Annotated in this window: 15 protein-coding genes and 1 riboswitch; of the genes, 6 read left to right on the top strand and 9 right to left on the bottom strand. The window is 61.1% G+C overall.

Annotated features, from left to right (window positions below):
* The coding region (locus tag PSTU_RS0102935; RefSeq protein WP_019339547.1) for a 3'-5' exonuclease at window positions 1–1111 on the bottom strand (1111 nt) is incomplete at its 3' end.
* A gap of 222 nt (window positions 1112–1333) precedes the next feature.
* Here PSTU_RS0102935 and PSTU_RS0102930 point away from each other — a divergent pair.
* Entirely contained in the window at window positions 1334–2455 is a 1122-nt protein-coding gene (locus tag PSTU_RS0102930; protein WP_019339546.1) for an SMP-30/gluconolactonase/LRE family protein, read from the top strand.
* 117 nt (window positions 2456–2572) lie between these two features.
* Here the strand turns inward: PSTU_RS0102930 and PSTU_RS0102925 are convergent, their stop codons facing one another.
* From PSTU_RS0102925 to PSTU_RS0102915, 3 genes are all read right to left on the bottom strand, one after another.
* Window positions 2573–3481, bottom strand: coding sequence for a chemotaxis protein CheV (locus tag PSTU_RS0102925; RefSeq protein ID WP_019339545.1), 909 nt, complete (start codon window positions 3479–3481; stop codon window positions 2573–2575).
* Between the two features lie 118 nt (window positions 3482–3599).
* Window positions 3600–4787, bottom strand: a complete 1188-nt coding sequence (locus PSTU_RS0102920) for an acetyl-CoA C-acyltransferase family protein (protein ID WP_019339544.1) — start codon at window positions 4785–4787, stop codon at window positions 3600–3602.
* Window positions 4788–4939: 152 nt separating this feature from the next.
* Window positions 4940–7075 (bottom strand): NosR/NirI family protein, encoded by a 2136-nt coding sequence (locus PSTU_RS0102915; RefSeq protein ID WP_019339543.1) that lies wholly within the window; start codon window positions 7073–7075, stop codon window positions 4940–4942.
* Window positions 7076–7272: 197 nt separating this feature from the next.
* On the opposite strand from PSTU_RS0102915, the gene PSTU_RS0102910 reads away from it, so the two are divergent.
* The 4 genes from PSTU_RS0102910 to PSTU_RS0102895 all read left to right on the top strand — a co-directional run bounded on the left by PSTU_RS0102910 (window position 7273) and on the right by PSTU_RS0102895 (window position 8743).
* Window positions 7273–7584 carry a hypothetical protein gene (locus PSTU_RS0102910; protein WP_019339542.1) on the top strand — a complete coding sequence of 104 codons (312 nt, stop codon included), beginning with the start codon at window positions 7273–7275 and terminating at the stop codon, window positions 7582–7584.
* Window positions 7526–7942: a GNAT family N-acetyltransferase gene (locus tag PSTU_RS0102905; RefSeq protein ID WP_080571168.1), complete on the top strand. Its 417-nt coding sequence runs from the start codon at window positions 7526–7528 to the stop codon at window positions 7940–7942. Before PSTU_RS0102910 ends, PSTU_RS0102905 begins: the two co-directional genes overlap by 59 nt.
* Before the next feature lie 71 nt (window positions 7943–8013).
* Entirely contained in the window at window positions 8014–8367 is a 354-nt protein-coding gene (locus tag PSTU_RS0102900; RefSeq protein WP_019339540.1) for a YkgJ family cysteine cluster protein, read from the top strand.
* A gap of 34 nt (window positions 8368–8401) precedes the next feature.
* A complete protein-coding gene (locus PSTU_RS0102895; protein WP_019339539.1) occupies window positions 8402–8743 on the top strand; it encodes an FKBP-type peptidyl-prolyl cis-trans isomerase in 342 nt (113 codons plus the stop codon).
* A 133-nt stretch (window positions 8744–8876) separates the two neighbouring features.
* On the opposite strand, the gene PSTU_RS0102890 is transcribed toward PSTU_RS0102895, so the two are convergent.
* Window positions 8877–10142 carry a D-amino acid dehydrogenase gene (locus PSTU_RS0102890; protein ID WP_019339538.1) on the bottom strand — a complete coding sequence of 422 codons (1266 nt, stop codon included), beginning with the start codon at window positions 10140–10142 and terminating at the stop codon, window positions 8877–8879.
* A 152-nt stretch (window positions 10143–10294) separates the two neighbouring features.
* A riboswitch (glycine riboswitch) is annotated at window positions 10295–10392 on the bottom strand.
* Window positions 10393–10605: 213 nt separating this feature from the next.
* Window positions 10606–13725, bottom strand: a complete 3120-nt coding sequence (locus PSTU_RS0102885) for an ATP-binding protein (RefSeq protein WP_029404587.1) — start codon at window positions 13723–13725, stop codon at window positions 10606–10608.
* 219 nt (window positions 13726–13944) lie between these two features.
* Here PSTU_RS0102885 and PSTU_RS0102880 point away from each other — a divergent pair, with 219 nt between their 5' ends.
* Window positions 13945–14196 (top strand): DUF1272 domain-containing protein, encoded by a 252-nt coding sequence (locus tag PSTU_RS0102880; protein ID WP_019339536.1) that lies wholly within the window; start codon window positions 13945–13947, stop codon window positions 14194–14196.
* 42 nt (window positions 14197–14238) lie between these two features.
* Here the strand turns inward: PSTU_RS0102880 and PSTU_RS0102875 are convergent, their stop codons facing one another.
* The 3 genes from PSTU_RS0102875 to PSTU_RS20355 all read right to left on the bottom strand — a co-directional run.
* A complete protein-coding gene (locus tag PSTU_RS0102875) occupies window positions 14239–14589 on the bottom strand; it encodes a hypothetical protein (RefSeq protein WP_019339535.1) in 351 nt (116 codons plus the stop codon).
* Between the two features lie 160 nt (window positions 14590–14749).
* Window positions 14750–16159, bottom strand: coding sequence for a DegQ family serine endoprotease (locus PSTU_RS0102870; RefSeq protein ID WP_019339534.1), 1410 nt, complete (start codon window positions 16157–16159; stop codon window positions 14750–14752).
* Between the two features lie 288 nt (window positions 16160–16447).
* The coding region (locus PSTU_RS20355) for a DUF2254 family protein (RefSeq protein ID WP_413771554.1) at window positions 16448–16771 on the bottom strand (324 nt) is incomplete at its 5' end.

Below are 16771 nucleotides of genomic sequence, written 5' to 3'. Positions count from 1 at the left end.
CCCCGCCGCTACGGTCGGCTGGCAGCCCGGTGACAGTGGCGCGCTCGAGCAGGAAGGTCAGCAACTCGGTCTTGTGGAAGATCCGCGTGACCAGCTCGCAATCCTTGAGGTTGTAGCGCGCCAGCGCCGGCTTGTCTTCGGCGAACATGCGGTTGATTTCATCCATCCTCTGGTATGGCGTGTCGATGGCCTTGCCTTCGCCAAGCAAGGTCTGAGCGACGTTCTCCAGACTGAACGAAGGAAAACTCCAGGTGGCCGAGCGCAGGGCTTCGATGCCGTCGATGATCAGCCGTCCCGCCGCTGCGGCGAAGAAATGATTGCCCCGGCTGCCGTGTTCACGCCAGGCCATTTCTTCCCCGCCACGGCCCAGGCGCAGCGGTACTTGATAGCGCTGAGCCTGATCACGCAGCACCCGCAGGTCGAACTGCACCAGATTCCAACCGATGATGGCATCCGGGTCATGCCGCGCCATCCAGTCGTTCAAACGCTCGATCAGCTGTTTGCGACTGCTGCAGTATTCGAGCTGGAAATCCACCGCACTGGAATCACCGTTGGCCGGGCCGAGCATATAGACCTGGCGCTCTCCGCAGCCTTCCAGCCCTATGGAATACAGCTCGCCGCGCATGGTGGTTTCGATGTCCAGCGAGACCAGCCTGAGCTTCGGCCGATAGTCGGGTGCGGGTTTGATCTGCGCCTCAGCGAGAACGCCTTCGGCGTCCGGCTGGCCAGCAAAGCTGACCGGGGCGGTGATGAAGCGCTCCATCAGATAGCGTTCCGGCGGGCGGATGTCACCCTCGTAGACATCCAACCCCGCTCCACGCAGGCGCTTGTCGAGGCTCATCAGCTGACGGTGCTGCTTGCAATACAGCCCGACTACCGGGCGATGGCGAAAATCGGTCAAGTTCAAGGGCCGCAGCTCAACGTCACGCTCGCCCTTGAGCAGCATCTCGACCTTAGGCTGCTGCGCCGCCGGAACGAAGGCAACCGAAGGCTGGTACGGCACCCGCAGGCGACGTGGGCCGGTATCGGTCGCCAACCAGAACTCCACCTCGGTACCCGCCGCGGTATCGCGCCAATGCCGCGTGAGCACAAAACCTTGCTGCAAATCCACCGTACGCCGCCCCGCCTATTCCCGTGACGGCCATTCTACGTGGCTAACGCTGTCGGAGCGCGTCTGATTACCAACAGCGTCGTCCGACAACTAAATCTAGGAACAAGCCGATAAACACCCATTCCAGGGCCAATGCGCTTTGACAACGGCGCAGGTGCTGACAATACTCACGGCTGTTGTACGATGACCAAATCAAAACAATAACGACGGATGAACCGCCTCATGACGATCAACTTCAACGCACCACCCGCCAGCGACGAGCCAGAAAACGCCAGACGCTCATTTTTGAAAAGCTCGCTGCTGTTCTCAGCCGGTGTTGCGTCGATGAGCAGCCTCGGCCTTTCCCGCCTTGCTTCAGCTGAACCGCTGACCCAGCGTTATCCGGATGAACTGGTGGAAATCCTCGACGAGAGTTTCGCCAAGTACCGGCTATTCAACGCCAGCATCGAACGCCTCGCCACCGGCATGCGCTGGGCAGAGGGCCCTGTCTGGGTGGGTGACGGGCGCTACCTGCTGGTCAGCGATATTCCGGAAAACCGCATCATGCGTTGGGACGAAATCACCGGTTCCTTCGATGTTTTCCGCCAGCCTTCCAATCATTCCAACGGCCTCGCGCGCGACCTTCAGGGCCGGTTGCTGACGTGCGAAGGTTCGACCACCAATGATCTGGGCCGTCGTGTGACCCGCACCGAGCCCGACGGCAGCATCACCGTGCTGGCCGACCAGTTCGAGGGCAAGCGCTTCAACTCGCCCAATGACCTGGTAGTTCGCGGCGACGGCTCGATCTGGTTTACCGACCCGCCTTTCCAGACCGGCAATTACTACGAGGGCCACAAGATACAGACTGAGCTGTCGGACGCCGTTTACCGAATCGACGGTGAAACCGGCGTCGTGACCCGCGTGATCGACTCGATCTCCGGGCCTAACGGGCTGTGCTTCTCCCCTGATCAGAAGACGCTCTATGTCGTGGAAGGCCGGGCGAAGCCGAACCGGCTGGTCTGGGCCTACCCGGTCAACGGCGACGGCACCCTTGGCGAACGCCGCAAGCACATCGAAGCCTCGGCGTATGGCGCACTGGACGGCATCAAGTGCGATGAAGACGGCAATCTGTGGTGTGGCTGGGGCAGCTCCGGCGCCCCGGAAGCGGTGACCGCCGATCTGGACGGCGTGATGATCTTCAACCCGGAAGGCAAGGCGATCGGCAAGATCCGGCTACCGGAACGCTGTGCCAATCTGTGCTTCGGCGGCGCCAAGGGCAACCGCCTGTTCATGGCGAGCAGCCATTCGCTGTATGCGCTCTACGTCAACACCCGTGATGCGAGCTTCGGCAAGTACGACAGCTGAGCAGCCCCGTTTTCCTTAGCAGCGAGCTTACTCGTGAAGAACTGCCATACCAGGCTCAGAGCATTCTCGAGCAAGCTCACTCCTAAGGGATGAACGTCGGGATGAACGTCCGCTCGCTCAGGCGACCGAGGCGTCTTCGCCCAGATGGATCACCCGCGCCGCGCGCAGCATGCACTTGGCCATTTCAGGCGGTGAGAACTTGGTCAGGATGTCATTGGCACCGGCGGCCTTGGCCTTATCGGTGCTGATGGTGCTGTCCAGCGAGGTATGCAGCAGCACGTAAATGGAGGCGTAGTCCGGATGCTTGCGCAGTGCCTGGGTGAACGAATAGCCATCCATTTCCGGCATCTCGATGTCTGACACCACGCAGTTGATCGCCTCGTAACTACCCTTGAGGCGATCAAGCGTTTCGAACGCTTCCCGGGCGCTTCGCACTGCATGGCAGGTGATCCCCATCTTGGTCAGCGCCGACACCGACATGTGAATGGCGACCTGGCTGTCATCAACAATCAGTGCACGGGTTTCAGTCAGCAGTTGCGCATCCTGGTCATCCAGATGAGAGATGTCGGCCTCACCCGGAACGGGAGAAATATTGTGAATGACCTTTTCCACGTCGAGGATCTGGATCAGTTCGCCATCCACCTCCGCCGTCCCGGTAATGAACGAATTGGTGCGCGCGCCATAGGGCGGCGGCAGGATCTTCGACGTCTGGATATGTACGATCTTGACCACCGCCTGAACATGCAAGCCCTGCTTGGAACGGCTGATCTCGGTGACGATCAGGCAACCGCCTTTGGGGTCCTGCAACGGCGCCATGCCGATGGCCAGGCTGAGATCGATCACCGACAGTGGCTGTCCCCGCAGCGTGGCGACGCCGCGGACATGGGGATGCGATTCGGGCAGCCGCGTCAGCGACGGCGTCGGAATGATTTCGCTAACCTTCAACAGGTTGATCGCCATCTGCTTGCCGCTGCGCAGCGTAAACAGCAGAAGCGATAAGGCGTCGGTAGCGGATGCGTTGTTCATGGATGGTCCTGTGGAATGCCGGTCTCGTGCGTAGATATCACCCTCGCCTGAGCTTGTCGGCTGCCTCACCGGAATCTTCAATCGAAATCACCGCTCCCGACGAACTGATCTCGACGGATCAGCAGCGCTCGAACATTGCGGCAATCCCCTGCCCACCGCCAATGCACATCGTTACGAGCGCATAGCGACCCTGAATCCGCTGTAGCTCATGGATGGCCTTGACGCTGATGATTGCACCCGTTGCCCCCACTGGATGACCCAGGGAAATGCCCGAGCCGTTGGGATTGACTCGCGCTGGGTCCATGTCCAGCTCCTGCATGACTGCGCAGGCCTGGGCGGCGAAGGCTTCGTTGGCCTCGATCACGTCAATCTGCTGCAGACTGATCCCCGTGCGTTCGAGCAGCGTGCGCACCGCGGGTATCGGGCCAATCCCCATGTACGCGGGATCAACCCCCGCATGGGCGTAGCCGACCAATCGCGCCATCGGCTTCAACCCAAGCGCCCGCGCGCGCCCGGCTTCGGCCAGGACCAGCGCCGCCGCACCATCGTTAAGCCCGGAGGCGTTGCCGGCGGTCACGGTGCCGTTGTCTTTCTTGAAGATCGGCTTCAGCGCTGCAAGTCGCTCGGCGGTAAGGTCGGAGCGCGGGTGCTCGTCTGTGTCGAACTGACTGGAACCCTTGCGGTTGCGAATCTCGACCGGAACGATCTGCTCGCGGAAATAGCCATTTTCCAGCGCGCGAGCGGCGCGCTGCTGGCTCTCCAGCGCCAGCGCATCCTGCTGTTCGCGGCTGATGCCATAACGCTCGGCGACATTCTCTGCCGTCACGCCCATATGAAACTTGCCCCAGGGATCGTGCAACAGGGTGTTCATGTAGTCGATCGCCTGGCTGTCACCGAGGCGCGCGCCCCAGCGCAGGTTCGGCAGGATGAATGGGCCGCGGCTCATGCTTTCCGCGCCGCCACCAATGGCCACATCCGTGTCACCCAGCAGGATCGATTGCGCCGCCGAAATGACCGCCTGCAAGCCCGAGCCGCACAGGCGGTTGACGTTGAACGCCGGGGTTTCCAACGGGATTCCGGCGTCCACCGCAGCGACCCGCGCCAGGTAGCCGTCCCGTGGTTCGGTGGGGATCACGTTGCCCATCACCACGTGACCAACGGCGTCCGCTGGCGTACCGGAACGTTCCAGCGCACCGCGACAGGCGGTGGTCGCGAGGGTGATCAGGTCAACATCTTTGAGCGCGCCACCAAATGAGCCAATCGGCGTGCGCACCGCACCGACAATGACGATTTCACGTTCAGCCATGGGGTTTTCTCTGCTGCGAAGTTCAGGGCGTGCCAGGGATGCCGACACGGCGAGTCGCCCGATCCTAGCGACCTGAGGCGAGAGAACAATACGCAGCGGCGCAGACGCGTTGTGCGAATTTGCAGAACCGAGCGGTCAGCCAGAAGCGACGATCAGCAGGCCGGTGCACGCGGCGCCATGGCATCACTGGCGATCAACCCGCTCTGCGCCTGTCTGGCCGCCTTCTCGGCTCGCTTGCGCGCGCTGACGGTCGCCACGCACTGGTCATCGTTGTTGAGGATGACGATGCACTCCAGACACTGAACGCACTCGTCATAATCGATCCGCCCATCGCGCCTGATGGCGCCGATCTCGCACTGATGCTTGCAGTGCTGGCAGGGTTGGCCGCACGCGTCGATACGCTTGAGCCAGGAAAACAGGTGGAATTTGCCGAGCATCGCCAACCCCGCTCCGAGCGGACAGATGTAGCGGCAGTAGAACTTGTGGACGAACAGACCGAGCCCGAGCAGCACCACCGCATAAAGCACGAACGGCCAGGAGCGCACGAAGAACAGCGTGATGCTGGTCTTGAACGGTTCCACTTCGGCAAGCCTCTCGGCCAGCGTCAGCGAATAGAAGGCGGTCGGCACCAGCCCAATAAGGATCAGGTACTTCAACCACTGCAAGCGCTGATGGCTGCGATCGGAGATTTTCCATTGGCGGATGTGTAGGCGCTTGGCCAGCCAGCCGAGCATTTCCTGCAGCGCGCCAAACGGACAGAGCCATCCGCAGAATACACCCCGGCCCCACAGGAACAGGCTGACAAAAGTGAAGCTCCAGAGGATGAAAATCATGGGGTCCATCAGGAACACACGGATATCGAAGTTCTCTCCCAGCGCCAGCAACAGCGTGAAGATATTCACGACCGAGAGCTGTCCCTGGGCATAGAGGCCGATAAAGCCCAGCGTAAAGAGCAGAAAGCCGGCGCGCAGCAGATGGAAACCGCGGCTGTGCTGGCTGATGCGGTGCTGCCAGATGAATACCGCGCTCAACAGGATCAGCGACACGCCAAGCACGCCGATCTGCCATATGCGCTCCTGCCACATGCGCAACCAGATGGGCGCCGGCTCAACTACGGCCGGTGCCTCTTCGATGTTGAACAGTTCTGGATCGAGCCGGAATTCACGGGTGAAGTCCGTGCTGCTTTGCACCAGATGGTTGCGCTGCAGGTTCACGTTCAGCCGCAACCCGGCGGGCTCGGCAGGGTTGAAGGCACTATGCGCCTTGATGCGGAAGATCTGCGCCTCGCCCTCTTCGAGCGGCGCGTCGAGCAGCTCCATCACCGCGCCGTTATTGAAGTTCATGTCATAGAGGTCGATGGCGTGGTCGTTCTGCACCAACACCAGTCGGCTGGGCGATGTAGCCGGTACGAAGTCGTCCGGTACATGGCGATACATACCCGAGGAGAGCACCAGCACCGCCTGCTCGTCGGCTTTCAGCTCCTCGTTGAGCCTGGCGAAGCCTGCGTCACCCAACAGGTTGCGGCCGATGCTCGGCGCGTTCAGGTAGGCGAAGTAGAGATCGGTGAAGGGCTGCGTATCGCTCTCCGGCTCGATCCCCAGATATCCATCAATAGAATGGCCCAAGCCACGTTCGACCTCCTCGCGGCTGATCGTCCAGTGCTGGAGATAGCCGCGTTGTAGCAGTTGTGACCAGTCGAGCGGCTCATAGAGGTCAGGCTTGGCCGTGGCCAAGGGGCCGCTGGCGAAACCTTCGAGCAACTTGCGAGCCACGCTCAGGGTGGAGAGCAACACGGTTTCGTTGAGGATCACCACTGACACCGTAGCCTTGCTCACCCCGTCGATCCGGACAATCGACTCGCTTCCGCTCGCCCCTCCCTGTGCACCGCCCACCACAATGGGTATGCCAATCGATTTCTGTTGGTACTGGTCAACGAAGTCGAACAGCGGCTGTTCGCCAAGCCCGTGCAGGAAAACCGGCTCGTGATGTTCCAGCACTTTCACCCCGGCCAGCACGCCCTGGGCGTCCATGCCGATCAGCAGACGGATCGGTTTGCCGGAAAACCCCTGCAGGCTCGAATAGTCGGTGGACTCGAAGGCATAGCCGAGCAGTTCGTCCAGCTGATAGACGCTATGCACTGGCGGGTTGTCTTGCTTCGGCTCGATGCGCGTAGCCTTGGGAAACAGTTGCTGGATTTGCGCGTCCAGCGCCTGCGCAAACAGCGTTGGGCTGGCCAGCATGCTCAACAGCAATAACATCCGCGAAAGGAAGCCGGCGCGACGTGACATGGATGCTCCAGGCGTATTGTTATGCACCCATGCTATTCCCCGCTCTGCACACTGCCATGCGACTTGCTGGTCGATACGGCACTACTTCAGTCTCATACCAAGACGCGGCAATGCGCGCCCGTCGCGCGCGCGCATCGTGACGGAACGATGCACGCCAGCGAGGGGCCAAAGCTTCACGACCCAAGGGAGGCCCAGCGATGACCAAGGCAGTCAAACCGGACGCCGAAGAGCCCTACTTCGAAACCCCTGCCCATATACCCCGCGGCAGTAACCATCAGATTCCGCACAGCCACCGGCTGATCTACCGCAGCCATGATGTGATCGTGCACCTCACAGGGTATGAATACGAAACCTTTGGCGAGACGCTTTGGGCCGTAGGTGCCGAAGTGGTCAAGGGTCAGGAAATCATCGTCCCGGTGAGCGTCGACCAGACGCAGCACTTCAGCAGCTATGACGAAGCCCTGGCGCGCGGCACGGAGCTGGGCAAGCGCCTGGTCGACGAGCTCTAGCGCCCTTACCATCCGAACAGCCACAGCCGCCCAGACGCGGCCAGACCAACCGGAGATCATTTTCATGAACGATGACAACGCGGTCGTGCGACACGACGAGTCCCAACAATGCTACGTCCTCGACATTGGCGGCGAGGCACTGGGCGTCGCCAGCTATAAAGACGAAGGTGATCGCCGGGTATTCAGCCATACCGAGGTCGACCCAAGCCTGGAGGGCCAGGGCATGGGCAGCAAGTTGATCCGCGAATCGCTCGATGACGCCCGTCAGCGTGGCAAGCGCATCGTACCGGTGTGCGAGTTCGTCGCAGCCTACGTGAAGAAGCATCACGACTGGGACGACGTCCTCGAGGCCCGATAAAAGCACGCGAAGGGGCAGGCATCTATCGCTCAGACGAGTACCATGCCGGCCCCTGAATCGAAGCGCCGCGCATGACCTGTACCAACCGCAAAATCGATCACTTGCGCCGCCAGATTCCTGGCTTCGCCTGCGAACCCGGCTGTCACGACTGTTGCGGCCCGGTCACCGCGTCTTCGGAAGAAATGGCCCGTTTGCCGCACAAGAGCGTTGCTGAGCACGATGCTGCGCTAGCGCACTGGAACTGTGTGCATCTCGGGCCGAATGGCTGCGAGGCATACGAACAGCGCCCGCTGATCTGTCGACTGTTCGGCACCACGCCGAGCTTGCCGTGCCCACGCGGCCGCGGTCCGGAAATCCCCACCGCGCCTGAAGTGGAAAAGCAGGTGCATCAACTTATCGCCAGCACGCGGCAGCGCCTGGTTTAGACGCGTAGCCAAATCAGACTTCAGGAGCGACACGATGAGCGACGAACTGCAGATCGAAGACATCCAGCTCGGCGACGGCAAGGCCGTGGTAAAAGGCGCGCTGATTACCACGCAATACTGCGGCAAACTCGAAGACGGCAGCACCTTCGACTCGTCCTATGATCGCGGCAAGCCGTTCCAGTGCGTGATTGGCACCGGTCGGGTGATCAAGGGTTGGGACCAAGGGCTGATCGGCATGAAAGTCGGTGGCAAACGCAGGCTCTTCGTTCCCGCTCGCCTCGCCTACGGCGAACGGCAAATCGGCGAGCACATCAAGCCGAACTCGAACCTGCTGTTCGAGATCGAGCTGTTGGAAGTATTGACCCGTGACGACTGAAGATCACCGGGTCGATACCCGAAGCTCGCCGTAGCACCAGCCGCGCATAGAGAGCAACGTCCTCCGCCACGCTCAAGACAGACGCAACTCGAGTCGATGACGGCTGCAGCCCACGCGCCAGCCGTCACGGATTTCAAGCGTGGGCCGGCTGGCCGCTGACGGTGGCCGTCGACGAGGAGCGGCCCATCGACTCGCCCACCACATCACCCAACATGTCGGCCGTAATGGCGCAGAGCGTCCAGCCGAGGTGGCCGTGGCCGGTGTTGTAGAACACGCATGGCGAGCTGCCGCGGCCAACCTTGGGCATCATGTTCGGCATCATCGGGCGCAGGCCGGCCCAAGGGACCACGCTTTGGGTACTGACGCCCGGGAAGCACTCAGCCACCCAGTCCACCAGCGGACGGATCCGATCGGCGCGGATGTCGCGGTTATAGCCGTTGAACTCAGCCGTGCCGGCCACTCGTAGGCGGCTGTCACCCAGGCGGCTGGTGACCAGCTTGGTTTCGTCGTCCAGCAGACTGACGGTAGGCGCTGCGGCGCGGCTGGTCTCATCGTTAAGGTTGACCGTGATCGAATAGCCTTTGACGGGGTAGATGTTCACCCGATCGCCAAGTTGTGCTGCCAACGCACGGCTGGCGGTTCCGGCGCATATGACGATGCCGTCGAATTGCAGGGTTTGCTCGCCGCCAGGTGCTGCGATCGTCACGCTGGCGCCTTTGCCATCGGTCGCAACCCGAACAACATCCTGCCCGTACCGGCAATCGACGCCACGGCGAATGGCCGCCTCGGCCAGCCCATGAGTGAACTTGTGGATGTCACCGGTCGAATCGCATTCGGTGTAGTAGCCACCGTAATACTGCCCGGCCAGGGTCGGTTCAATGGCGCGCATCTCGTCGGGGGTCACGCTGCGGCGGGGCAAGCCGCCCTGCGCCAGCAATGTCGAGACTTTGCCAGCATGGTCGAAACCGGCCTTGTCGCGGTAGATGTGCAAGATGCCGGCTTTTTTCAGATCAAAATCGATGCCCTCTTCCTCAGCCCAGGCGAACAGGTGTTCGCGCGCCGCGATCGCCATGCGAGCGGTTGAGATGGTGTTGTCGCGGTATTGAGGGATGGAGCCGATGAACTCGGCGAACCAGGACAGCTTGTGCCAGCTGGGCTTGGGATTGACCAGCAACGGCGCATCGCTCTTCAGCATCCACTTGATGCCCTTGAGGATGGTCGACCAGTGATTCCAGACTTCGGCGTTGGATGCCGACAGCTGGCCGCCATTGGCAAAGGAGGTTTCCATCGCTGCGTAGCGATGCTTTTCCAAAAGAGTGACGGTGAAACCACGCTTGGCCAGCGCGTAGGCGGTTGTGATGCCGGTGATACCGCCACCAATGACAGCGATCTTTTTCATGTGTGCAGCTCCAGAACGTCAAGGGTCAGAGCCCGTCCGCGGCATGCGGATCAGACGCCCCCTCTGTTCTGGACCTGAGAGTTTCACGAGCACTGCTCGCTTGCTCCTTCGGTGCGACGGGCGACGACGGCCCGGCGGCTCTTCAGAGTTCACACGTGATAACGGTCCTTTTGCCTGAGAGTTTCCGGGGCGGTTGCTCCTTCGGCGCTGCACACGACCAAGTCGCTGCAGTCTCTCCCGATATCACTTCATGGCCATGAGCGCATGCTCACGGCGGTCCTATCACAAGCACAAAGGCCTCAGTCAGGCACCCGTTGTTACGGGTACGCTGCCGCTAGACTCAGCCATTCAACGCGTCCTGACACTCACCTCCACCGTGCAACACCGGTGCGCGCTTTGGTCGCATGCTCGTTCTACCGCAGATGCGGGCCAGAAGATAGTCCCTCGCGACTTTGGTCTGACCTCAACCGCCTACTACCGCGATCAACCGGCGCAGATCGACCGGCTTGGTCATATGGACATCGAAGCCTGCGGCCAAAGCCTGCTCACGATCGCTCGGCTGGCCCCAACCGGTGATGGCAATCAAACGCACACCGGCACCACCGGGGTGGGCGCGAATCGTCCGCGCTACCTCGTCGCCACGCTGACCGGGCATGCCGATATCCAGCAGTACCACCTCCGGTTTGAGCTGCAGATAGCGTTCGAACGCTTCGATGCCGTCAAACGCCAGGTGCACCTCGTGGCCCTCCAGACGAAGAATTTCGGCCATGGTTTCGGCAATGTCGCGGTTGTCGTCGGCAACCAGTACGAGCCGTTTGTTCAGCGTGACGCTTTCGCTAACATCAGCGCTCACGCCGGCGCTACTGGCCGGCAGTACCGGAAGGGTCAGGTTGAACTCCGCGCCGTGACCAAGCCCTGCGCTGCGCACGCGAAGGTCTGCTCCGTGCAGCTTTGCGAGCCCTTTAGCCAGTGCCAGGCCGATCCCTAACCCGGAATTGATGTGAGATCCGGCGACCGGCACCTGGGCAAACCGCTCGAAGATCAACTTGAGATTTTCCCGCGCGATACCCAGGCCGTTATCAATGACCGAAACGGTGGCGGAGTCACCATCCTGAGTCGCAGTGATGCGAATGCAACCGCCGTTGGGGGTGAATTTCGCAGCGTTATTGAGCAGGTTGGTCAGGATCTGCTCGAGACGAAGCGGATCGGCGTCGAGCTGGATCGGCGTGGCCGGCAGTGTTACCACCAGTTCATGCTGTTTCGCCTCGATCTTTTCTCGCGCAGTCTCGATGGCCGCATCGATGACGTTTCGCAGATCCAGATGCTCCTTGCGCAGCACCAGCTTGCCAAGCGTGATACGGGAGATGTCAAACAGATCGTCAAGCAGCAGCGCCATATGCCGCACTTGTCGCTCGATGATCTGCTGGCTGCGGAGCTTCTGCGCATCGCTTGCCGCAGCAGAACCGAAAATGCCGGCCGCCAGTCGAATCGGCGCCAACGGGTTTCGTAACTCATGGGCCAGCGTCGCCAGGAATTCATCCTTGCGCCGCGCGGCTTCACGAATCTCCTGTTCATGAAGCTTGGCTTGGGATACGTCAGCGAACCAAACGGCCAGGCTCTGATCGAACGGCGTCGCGATCAGCCGCACCCAGCGATTGCTATCAAACGCAGTGCTGCGTAACTCCAGATCGCGCGGTTGCTGAAACTGCGCCACGTCTAACAAGGCTTGCAGTGTTTGTGGATTGGCCGCATCACCAAGCACCTCGCGCAGCAGCCGCCCGGTCAACGTGGCGACCGTTCCGTGCAGGCTGGCCGCACCGGTCAGGTTGATGAAATCAAAGCGGAAGTCGACCACCTCGCCCGCCGCGTTCCGGTGGGGAGACAGGACTGCAAAAGGTACCGTGGACGAATTCAACGCCACCTGCAGGCGCTGCTCAAACATGCCCGCCTTGGTTTGTGCGCGCGCCCGGTCGATGAACACCGCGGCTAGCCCCGCCAAGACATCGGCCAGTCGAATCTCTCTTGCCGTAGGCTTACGAGGCTCTTTGAGCTGTACGGCGAGTGTGCCGAGTACGCTGCTGTCACTGTGCCGAATGGGCGTGCAGTGAACCGAGCGAAACCCTTCACTGCGCGAGACCGAGACCAGTTCGCTGAAGCAGGGATCGGCTTCGGTATCGGTCACGATCACGCGCTCCCCTTTTTGCATCGCGATACCACAAGGCCCCAGATGCGGCTGCATGTTGTCGATCAGCGCCAGCGAAGCAGCAGAAAAGCCCCTCGATGCATGAATGCGCAAGAGGGACCCGCCGTCGCTGAGCGCCAGGAGGCCATGCGCTGCGCTGTGCAACGTGCACAGCGCATCGATGATCGCTTGCAACTGGTCGTCCAGGGCAGGCATCTGTAACAGGCGACTGCTCAGGTCCTGAACCAACTCCAGATCGCTGACTTGCTCGGTCAGATCCTGCTGCGCCAGCTCCAGCTGCGAGAGCATGTTGTCACGCTCGGCCTCGCTCGACAGACGCGCCTGCGCGGCACGTTCGAGCGCTCGTCCGACTTCGCGGATCTCGTCGATCTCGCTTTCAGGTGCCTGAAATGTTTGTCCCTGCCCGATGGCTTGCGCCGCCCGCCGCAAATGCCGCATCGGAACGTTGATCCGCCGTGTCGCGAACAGGGCCGCAGCCACCGCAAGCACCAGCGACAGCAAAAGTCCGCCACCGTAAAGCGTGTAGGCCCGCGTCGCCCCTGCTTCGACGGCCTCGGTGGGTACCCCGGTCGCCACCACCCAGCCGGACGGCTGCAATCTCACGAACGAGGTATAGACCGAATTGCCTTCCATGGTCGTGGACAGGCCGATGCCTTCTTCGCTGGAATTCTCCTGCAGCATGGCCGCTAGCGTAGCCGAAGCCGGCATGCCCAGCGTTTGCTCGTGATGCAGCGATCGCGCGATACGCGTTCCGTTGGAATCCAGCACGGTGTTGACCCAACCGGTCGGCAGCCTCCGGTTGGCGATCACATCAGCGACGGCCTGCGGCTTGAGCACGGCGGTCAATACGTAATGAACCGCGTCGCCTTGCAATACCGGCACTCGCAGAGGAACGCCCCAGGCCCCACCGGGGCCCTTGCTCACGCTACCCACTTGAGGTTTGCCTGTTCGGATCAGCTCGGCGAAGCTGCGCGGCTCGGCAATGGTTCTGGAGGCCGGAGGATTTTGCAGTGAAACCCGCTTTAGCACCTCGCCTTCAGAACTGAGCACCAGCAAGGCATACCAACTGGGTACCGAGGGCAATACGCGACGAACCATATCGACGAACCCATCGATATCGCCGTTATCCAGAAGGGGTGACTGCGACAATGCCTGGAGCACGTTCAGCGACCGGCTCAGTTCAAGCTCCACGGCTGTCGCGGCGAGACGCGTCGCTTCAAGGCTGCGCTGCTTGGCCAACTCTGTCTGTTCGGAGACGATCGACAGCATGCCCAGCCCCGCCACCAGGGCCAGCGGCAAAATCCCGGCCAGGGCAATGGTCAACAAGCGACTGCGCAACGGTACCGACCGTCCCGAGTTGCTTCCCGCTGCGTGATTCAAATTATCGTTTTCCTTTGACGCCCGGACGGATCGGTCGCTAAATATTCTGCCGAAACAAGTACAGCGTGGTGCGCTGCGCGCTAGCTTAAGCGATCGGTTGGCGGCACGCATTCACTTGGAAACTCGGGTAACAAACAGGTTCCATTTGCACGCTGGTGTGGTGCCATGCAGAGCTAGGCCGAATGTTTCATCATCAAGATTCAGAAAGGAGCCAGACGCGTGCTTGAACTTCGCCCAGGCTGTGAATGTTGCAATGTTGATTTACCGCCCCAGTCCGAGCAGGCACTGATCTGCTCTTTCGAATGCACGTTCTGCGCGTACTGCGCCTCTTCCAAGCTGGGCTTCATCTGCCCCAACTGCGGCGGCGAGCTGGTCAGCAGACCGCGCCGTCCGGTCAATAAACTCGCCATCAACCCGCCCTCGCCCCACCGCGTGCACAAGCCGCAGGGTTGCCGAAATCCGGCGGATTAAAAAGCCAGAGTGATTCGCCAGGCAGTACCGGATCACCAGGTGTCATTCGTCCCGAATGCACGTCAGCCGCGCATTTAACGTTGAATCGCCATACTCGCCACTCATCGTAAGTGCACGGCGTCCCTCTGGCGCAATGATGGTGATGGGCGTGCTATCCAGGCCGGGTGCGGCCTCGGTTTCTCCGGGATGGAGCTGACACGCCACTTTGAAACGCTCGTTATTGGTGATCAGGACCTGCACCAGCCCGGACTCGATTCCAGCGCCGGAATCGGTCTCCAGCTCACTGACCTCTACCTCGACACGCAGGTCGTTCAGCTCGCGCTCCAGTGCCAGTGGGGCGGCCAGGACGACCGTCGGTAGCAAGAGCAATCCCAGCGTCAGAGACGGATTCATCGAAACCTCCAGAGTATGGTTCAAATCATATGGAGCAAGCGCCGAGCCAGGGAGTTCACGCCCAGTGCCGCCGAGTCTGGCTTGCAAACCCTTATGGTGCTCTCGAAACACAAGAAGGCCCGCACATGGCGGGCCTCTTTGGTGTTGCGTACCGATCGCTTTACTTGGGCAGTTTGAAGGTGATGAAACTGGCGCGGCCTTCACGCAATACCCGCATCGATACGGAGCGGTTCTTGGGCAAATCCTTGACCACTTGGCTGAACTGCTGGACCGAATCGATCGCTTCGTTGTTCAGGTGGGTGATGACGTCACCCGGGCGCAAACCAATCATCGCGGCAGGCCCCTGGCTGATGTCGCGGATCACCACGCCACCGGAGACCTCCAGCGCCTGACGCTGCGCATCGGTCAGCTCGGCTACAGAAACACCGAGGCGGTTGTTGCTCTGGGAGTTGCCACCCGAACCATCGGCCGAAGCCATGATGGTGCCGTCTTCTGGAAGCGCGCCGATGTCGATGGTTAGCGTCTTGCGCTGGCCGTCACGCACCACTTCAAGCTTGGCTTTGCTGTCCGGTTTCATCGCGCCAATCAGATGCGGCAGGTCACCGGACATGTCGATTGACTTGCCGTTAACGCTGAGGATCACATCGCCAACCTTCAAGCCGCCCTTGGCTGCCGGACCACCATCCATCACCTGCGCGACCAGCGCACCCGCGGGACGCTCGAGACCGAACGACTCGGCCAGGTCCTTGTTCACTTCCTGAATGACAACGCCAAGCCACCCGCGGCTGACCTTGCCGTCTTCGCGCAGCTGGTTGGCCACGTCCATGGCGACGTCGATCGGGATGGCGAACGACAACCCCATGAACCCACCGGAGCGGGTGAAGATCTGCGAGTTGATACCTACCACTTCGCCTTCCAGGTTGAACAGCGGCCCGCCGGAGTTACCCGGATTGATCGCCACGTCGGTCTGGATGAAGGGCACATAACTTTCGTTCGGCAGGCTGCGACCTTTGGCGCTGACCACACCTGCGGTCACCGTGTGGTCGAAACCGAACGGCGAGCCAATCGCAACCACCCACTCACCGGCCTTCAGCTCGTCGGAGCTGCCGATCTTGACCGTTGGCAGGCCGTCGCCTTCGATTTTCAGCAGGGCCACATCGCTGCGCGGGTCGGCACCGACCAGCTTGGCTTGCATCTCGCTGCGATCCGGCAGGCGCACCATGATCTCGTCAGCGTCGGCTACAACGTGATTGTTGGTCAGGACGTAGCCGTCTTCGGAAATAATGAACCCGGAACCCAACGACTGAGCTTCACGACGACGCTCGGGTTGTTGAGGCATCCCGTGCTCGAAAAACTCGCGGAACATGGGCGGAATGCCTTCTAGATCAGGCATTTGCGCCTGCGCGTTGCCGCGCATCGGCTGCTTTTGCTTGGTGCTTATGTTCACTACCGCGGGCGATGCATCCTCCACCAGAGGCGTGAAATCCGGCAGTTCAGCGTGGGCCATGAGCGTCTGTCCAAACAGCGCTACACCGGCCACAGCAGCCAGGAAGTTTCTACGAAGAATCATAGTGACAGGTCTCTCCATGATGAAAAAATGGGGGTTAAACACGACCGGTTTCGCGCCACAGCCGATTCCTGGTCACAAAAAAAGCAGCGGGTTGCCGCATACACGATGACTGACTCTAAGCTGACAGCCCGTTTGCGGCAAACCCACCCAAGGGAGCTGGCTGTTCCGTCAGCCTGAGCCGGACTTTACGCCCAACACAGTCAGCTTGGTGTGTAGCGGGCGTAAAGGAAAAGTAAGGTTTTACAACAGCAACTGGCCACGCCAGTACCGCAATGCCCGGCAACTCTGCTAGCGCGAGGTGTCGAGCGGTCCGATCTCCTGCGCGGCCTGGCGTACCCGTTGATAGTCATCTGGCAACGTCAGTCCTACCTCTGCGCGTTTGAGCGCAGACTGGGCATGATGGTTCGCTGCGAGCGTCATCGCCGCATCGCCAAGCCGCCCAAGTGAGGCCAGGGCCTGCTGCAAGCGAATGCCCACCTCGACGACACTCGCGCCGTCACGCTCAATGGGCGTAAAGAAATCGTCGAGCATGTCCGCTACGCTCAGCCCAGGCGCGAAAACGCGGTCGAACTTCGGCTTTTCCGGCGGCCTCGGCCTGGACAGATGCGACAA

This window comes from Stutzerimonas stutzeri SDM-LAC (genome assembly GCF_000235745.1).
GTDB lineage: Bacteria > Pseudomonadota > Gammaproteobacteria > Pseudomonadales > Pseudomonadaceae > Stutzerimonas > Stutzerimonas stutzeri_H.
This window is presented reverse-complemented; position numbering and strand designations above follow the sequence as displayed.

Excerpts from the sequence above, each read along its gene's own strand:
- PSTU_RS0102930 (WP_019339546.1), top strand. The coding sequence starts at position 1,334 with ATGACGATCAACTTCAACGCACCACCCGCCAGCGACGAGCCAGAAAAC.
- PSTU_RS0102925 (WP_019339545.1), bottom strand. The coding sequence starts at position 3,481 with ATGAACAACGCATCCGCTACCGACGCCTTATCGCTTCTGCTGTTTACG.
- PSTU_RS0102920 (WP_019339544.1), bottom strand. The coding sequence starts at position 4,787 with ATGGCTGAACGTGAAATCGTCATTGTCGGTGCGGTGCGCACGCCGATT.
- PSTU_RS0102915 (WP_019339543.1), bottom strand. The coding sequence starts at position 7,075 with ATGTCACGTCGCGCCGGCTTCCTTTCGCGGATGTTATTGCTGTTGAGC.
- PSTU_RS0102910 (WP_019339542.1), top strand. The coding sequence starts at position 7,273 with ATGACCAAGGCAGTCAAACCGGACGCCGAAGAGCCCTACTTCGAAACC.
- PSTU_RS0102905 (WP_080571168.1), top strand. The coding sequence starts at position 7,526 with ATGACGAAGCCCTGGCGCGCGGCACGGAGCTGGGCAAGCGCCTGGTCG.
- PSTU_RS0102900 (WP_019339540.1), top strand. The coding sequence starts at position 8,014 with ATGACCTGTACCAACCGCAAAATCGATCACTTGCGCCGCCAGATTCCT.
- PSTU_RS0102895 (WP_019339539.1), top strand. The coding sequence starts at position 8,402 with ATGAGCGACGAACTGCAGATCGAAGACATCCAGCTCGGCGACGGCAAG.
- PSTU_RS0102890 (WP_019339538.1), bottom strand. The coding sequence starts at position 10,142 with ATGAAAAAGATCGCTGTCATTGGTGGCGGTATCACCGGCATCACAACC.
- PSTU_RS0102875 (WP_019339535.1), bottom strand. The coding sequence starts at position 14,589 with ATGAATCCGTCTCTGACGCTGGGATTGCTCTTGCTACCGACGGTCGTC.
- PSTU_RS0102870 (WP_019339534.1), bottom strand. The coding sequence starts at position 16,159 with ATGATTCTTCGTAGAAACTTCCTGGCTGCTGTGGCCGGTGTAGCGCTG.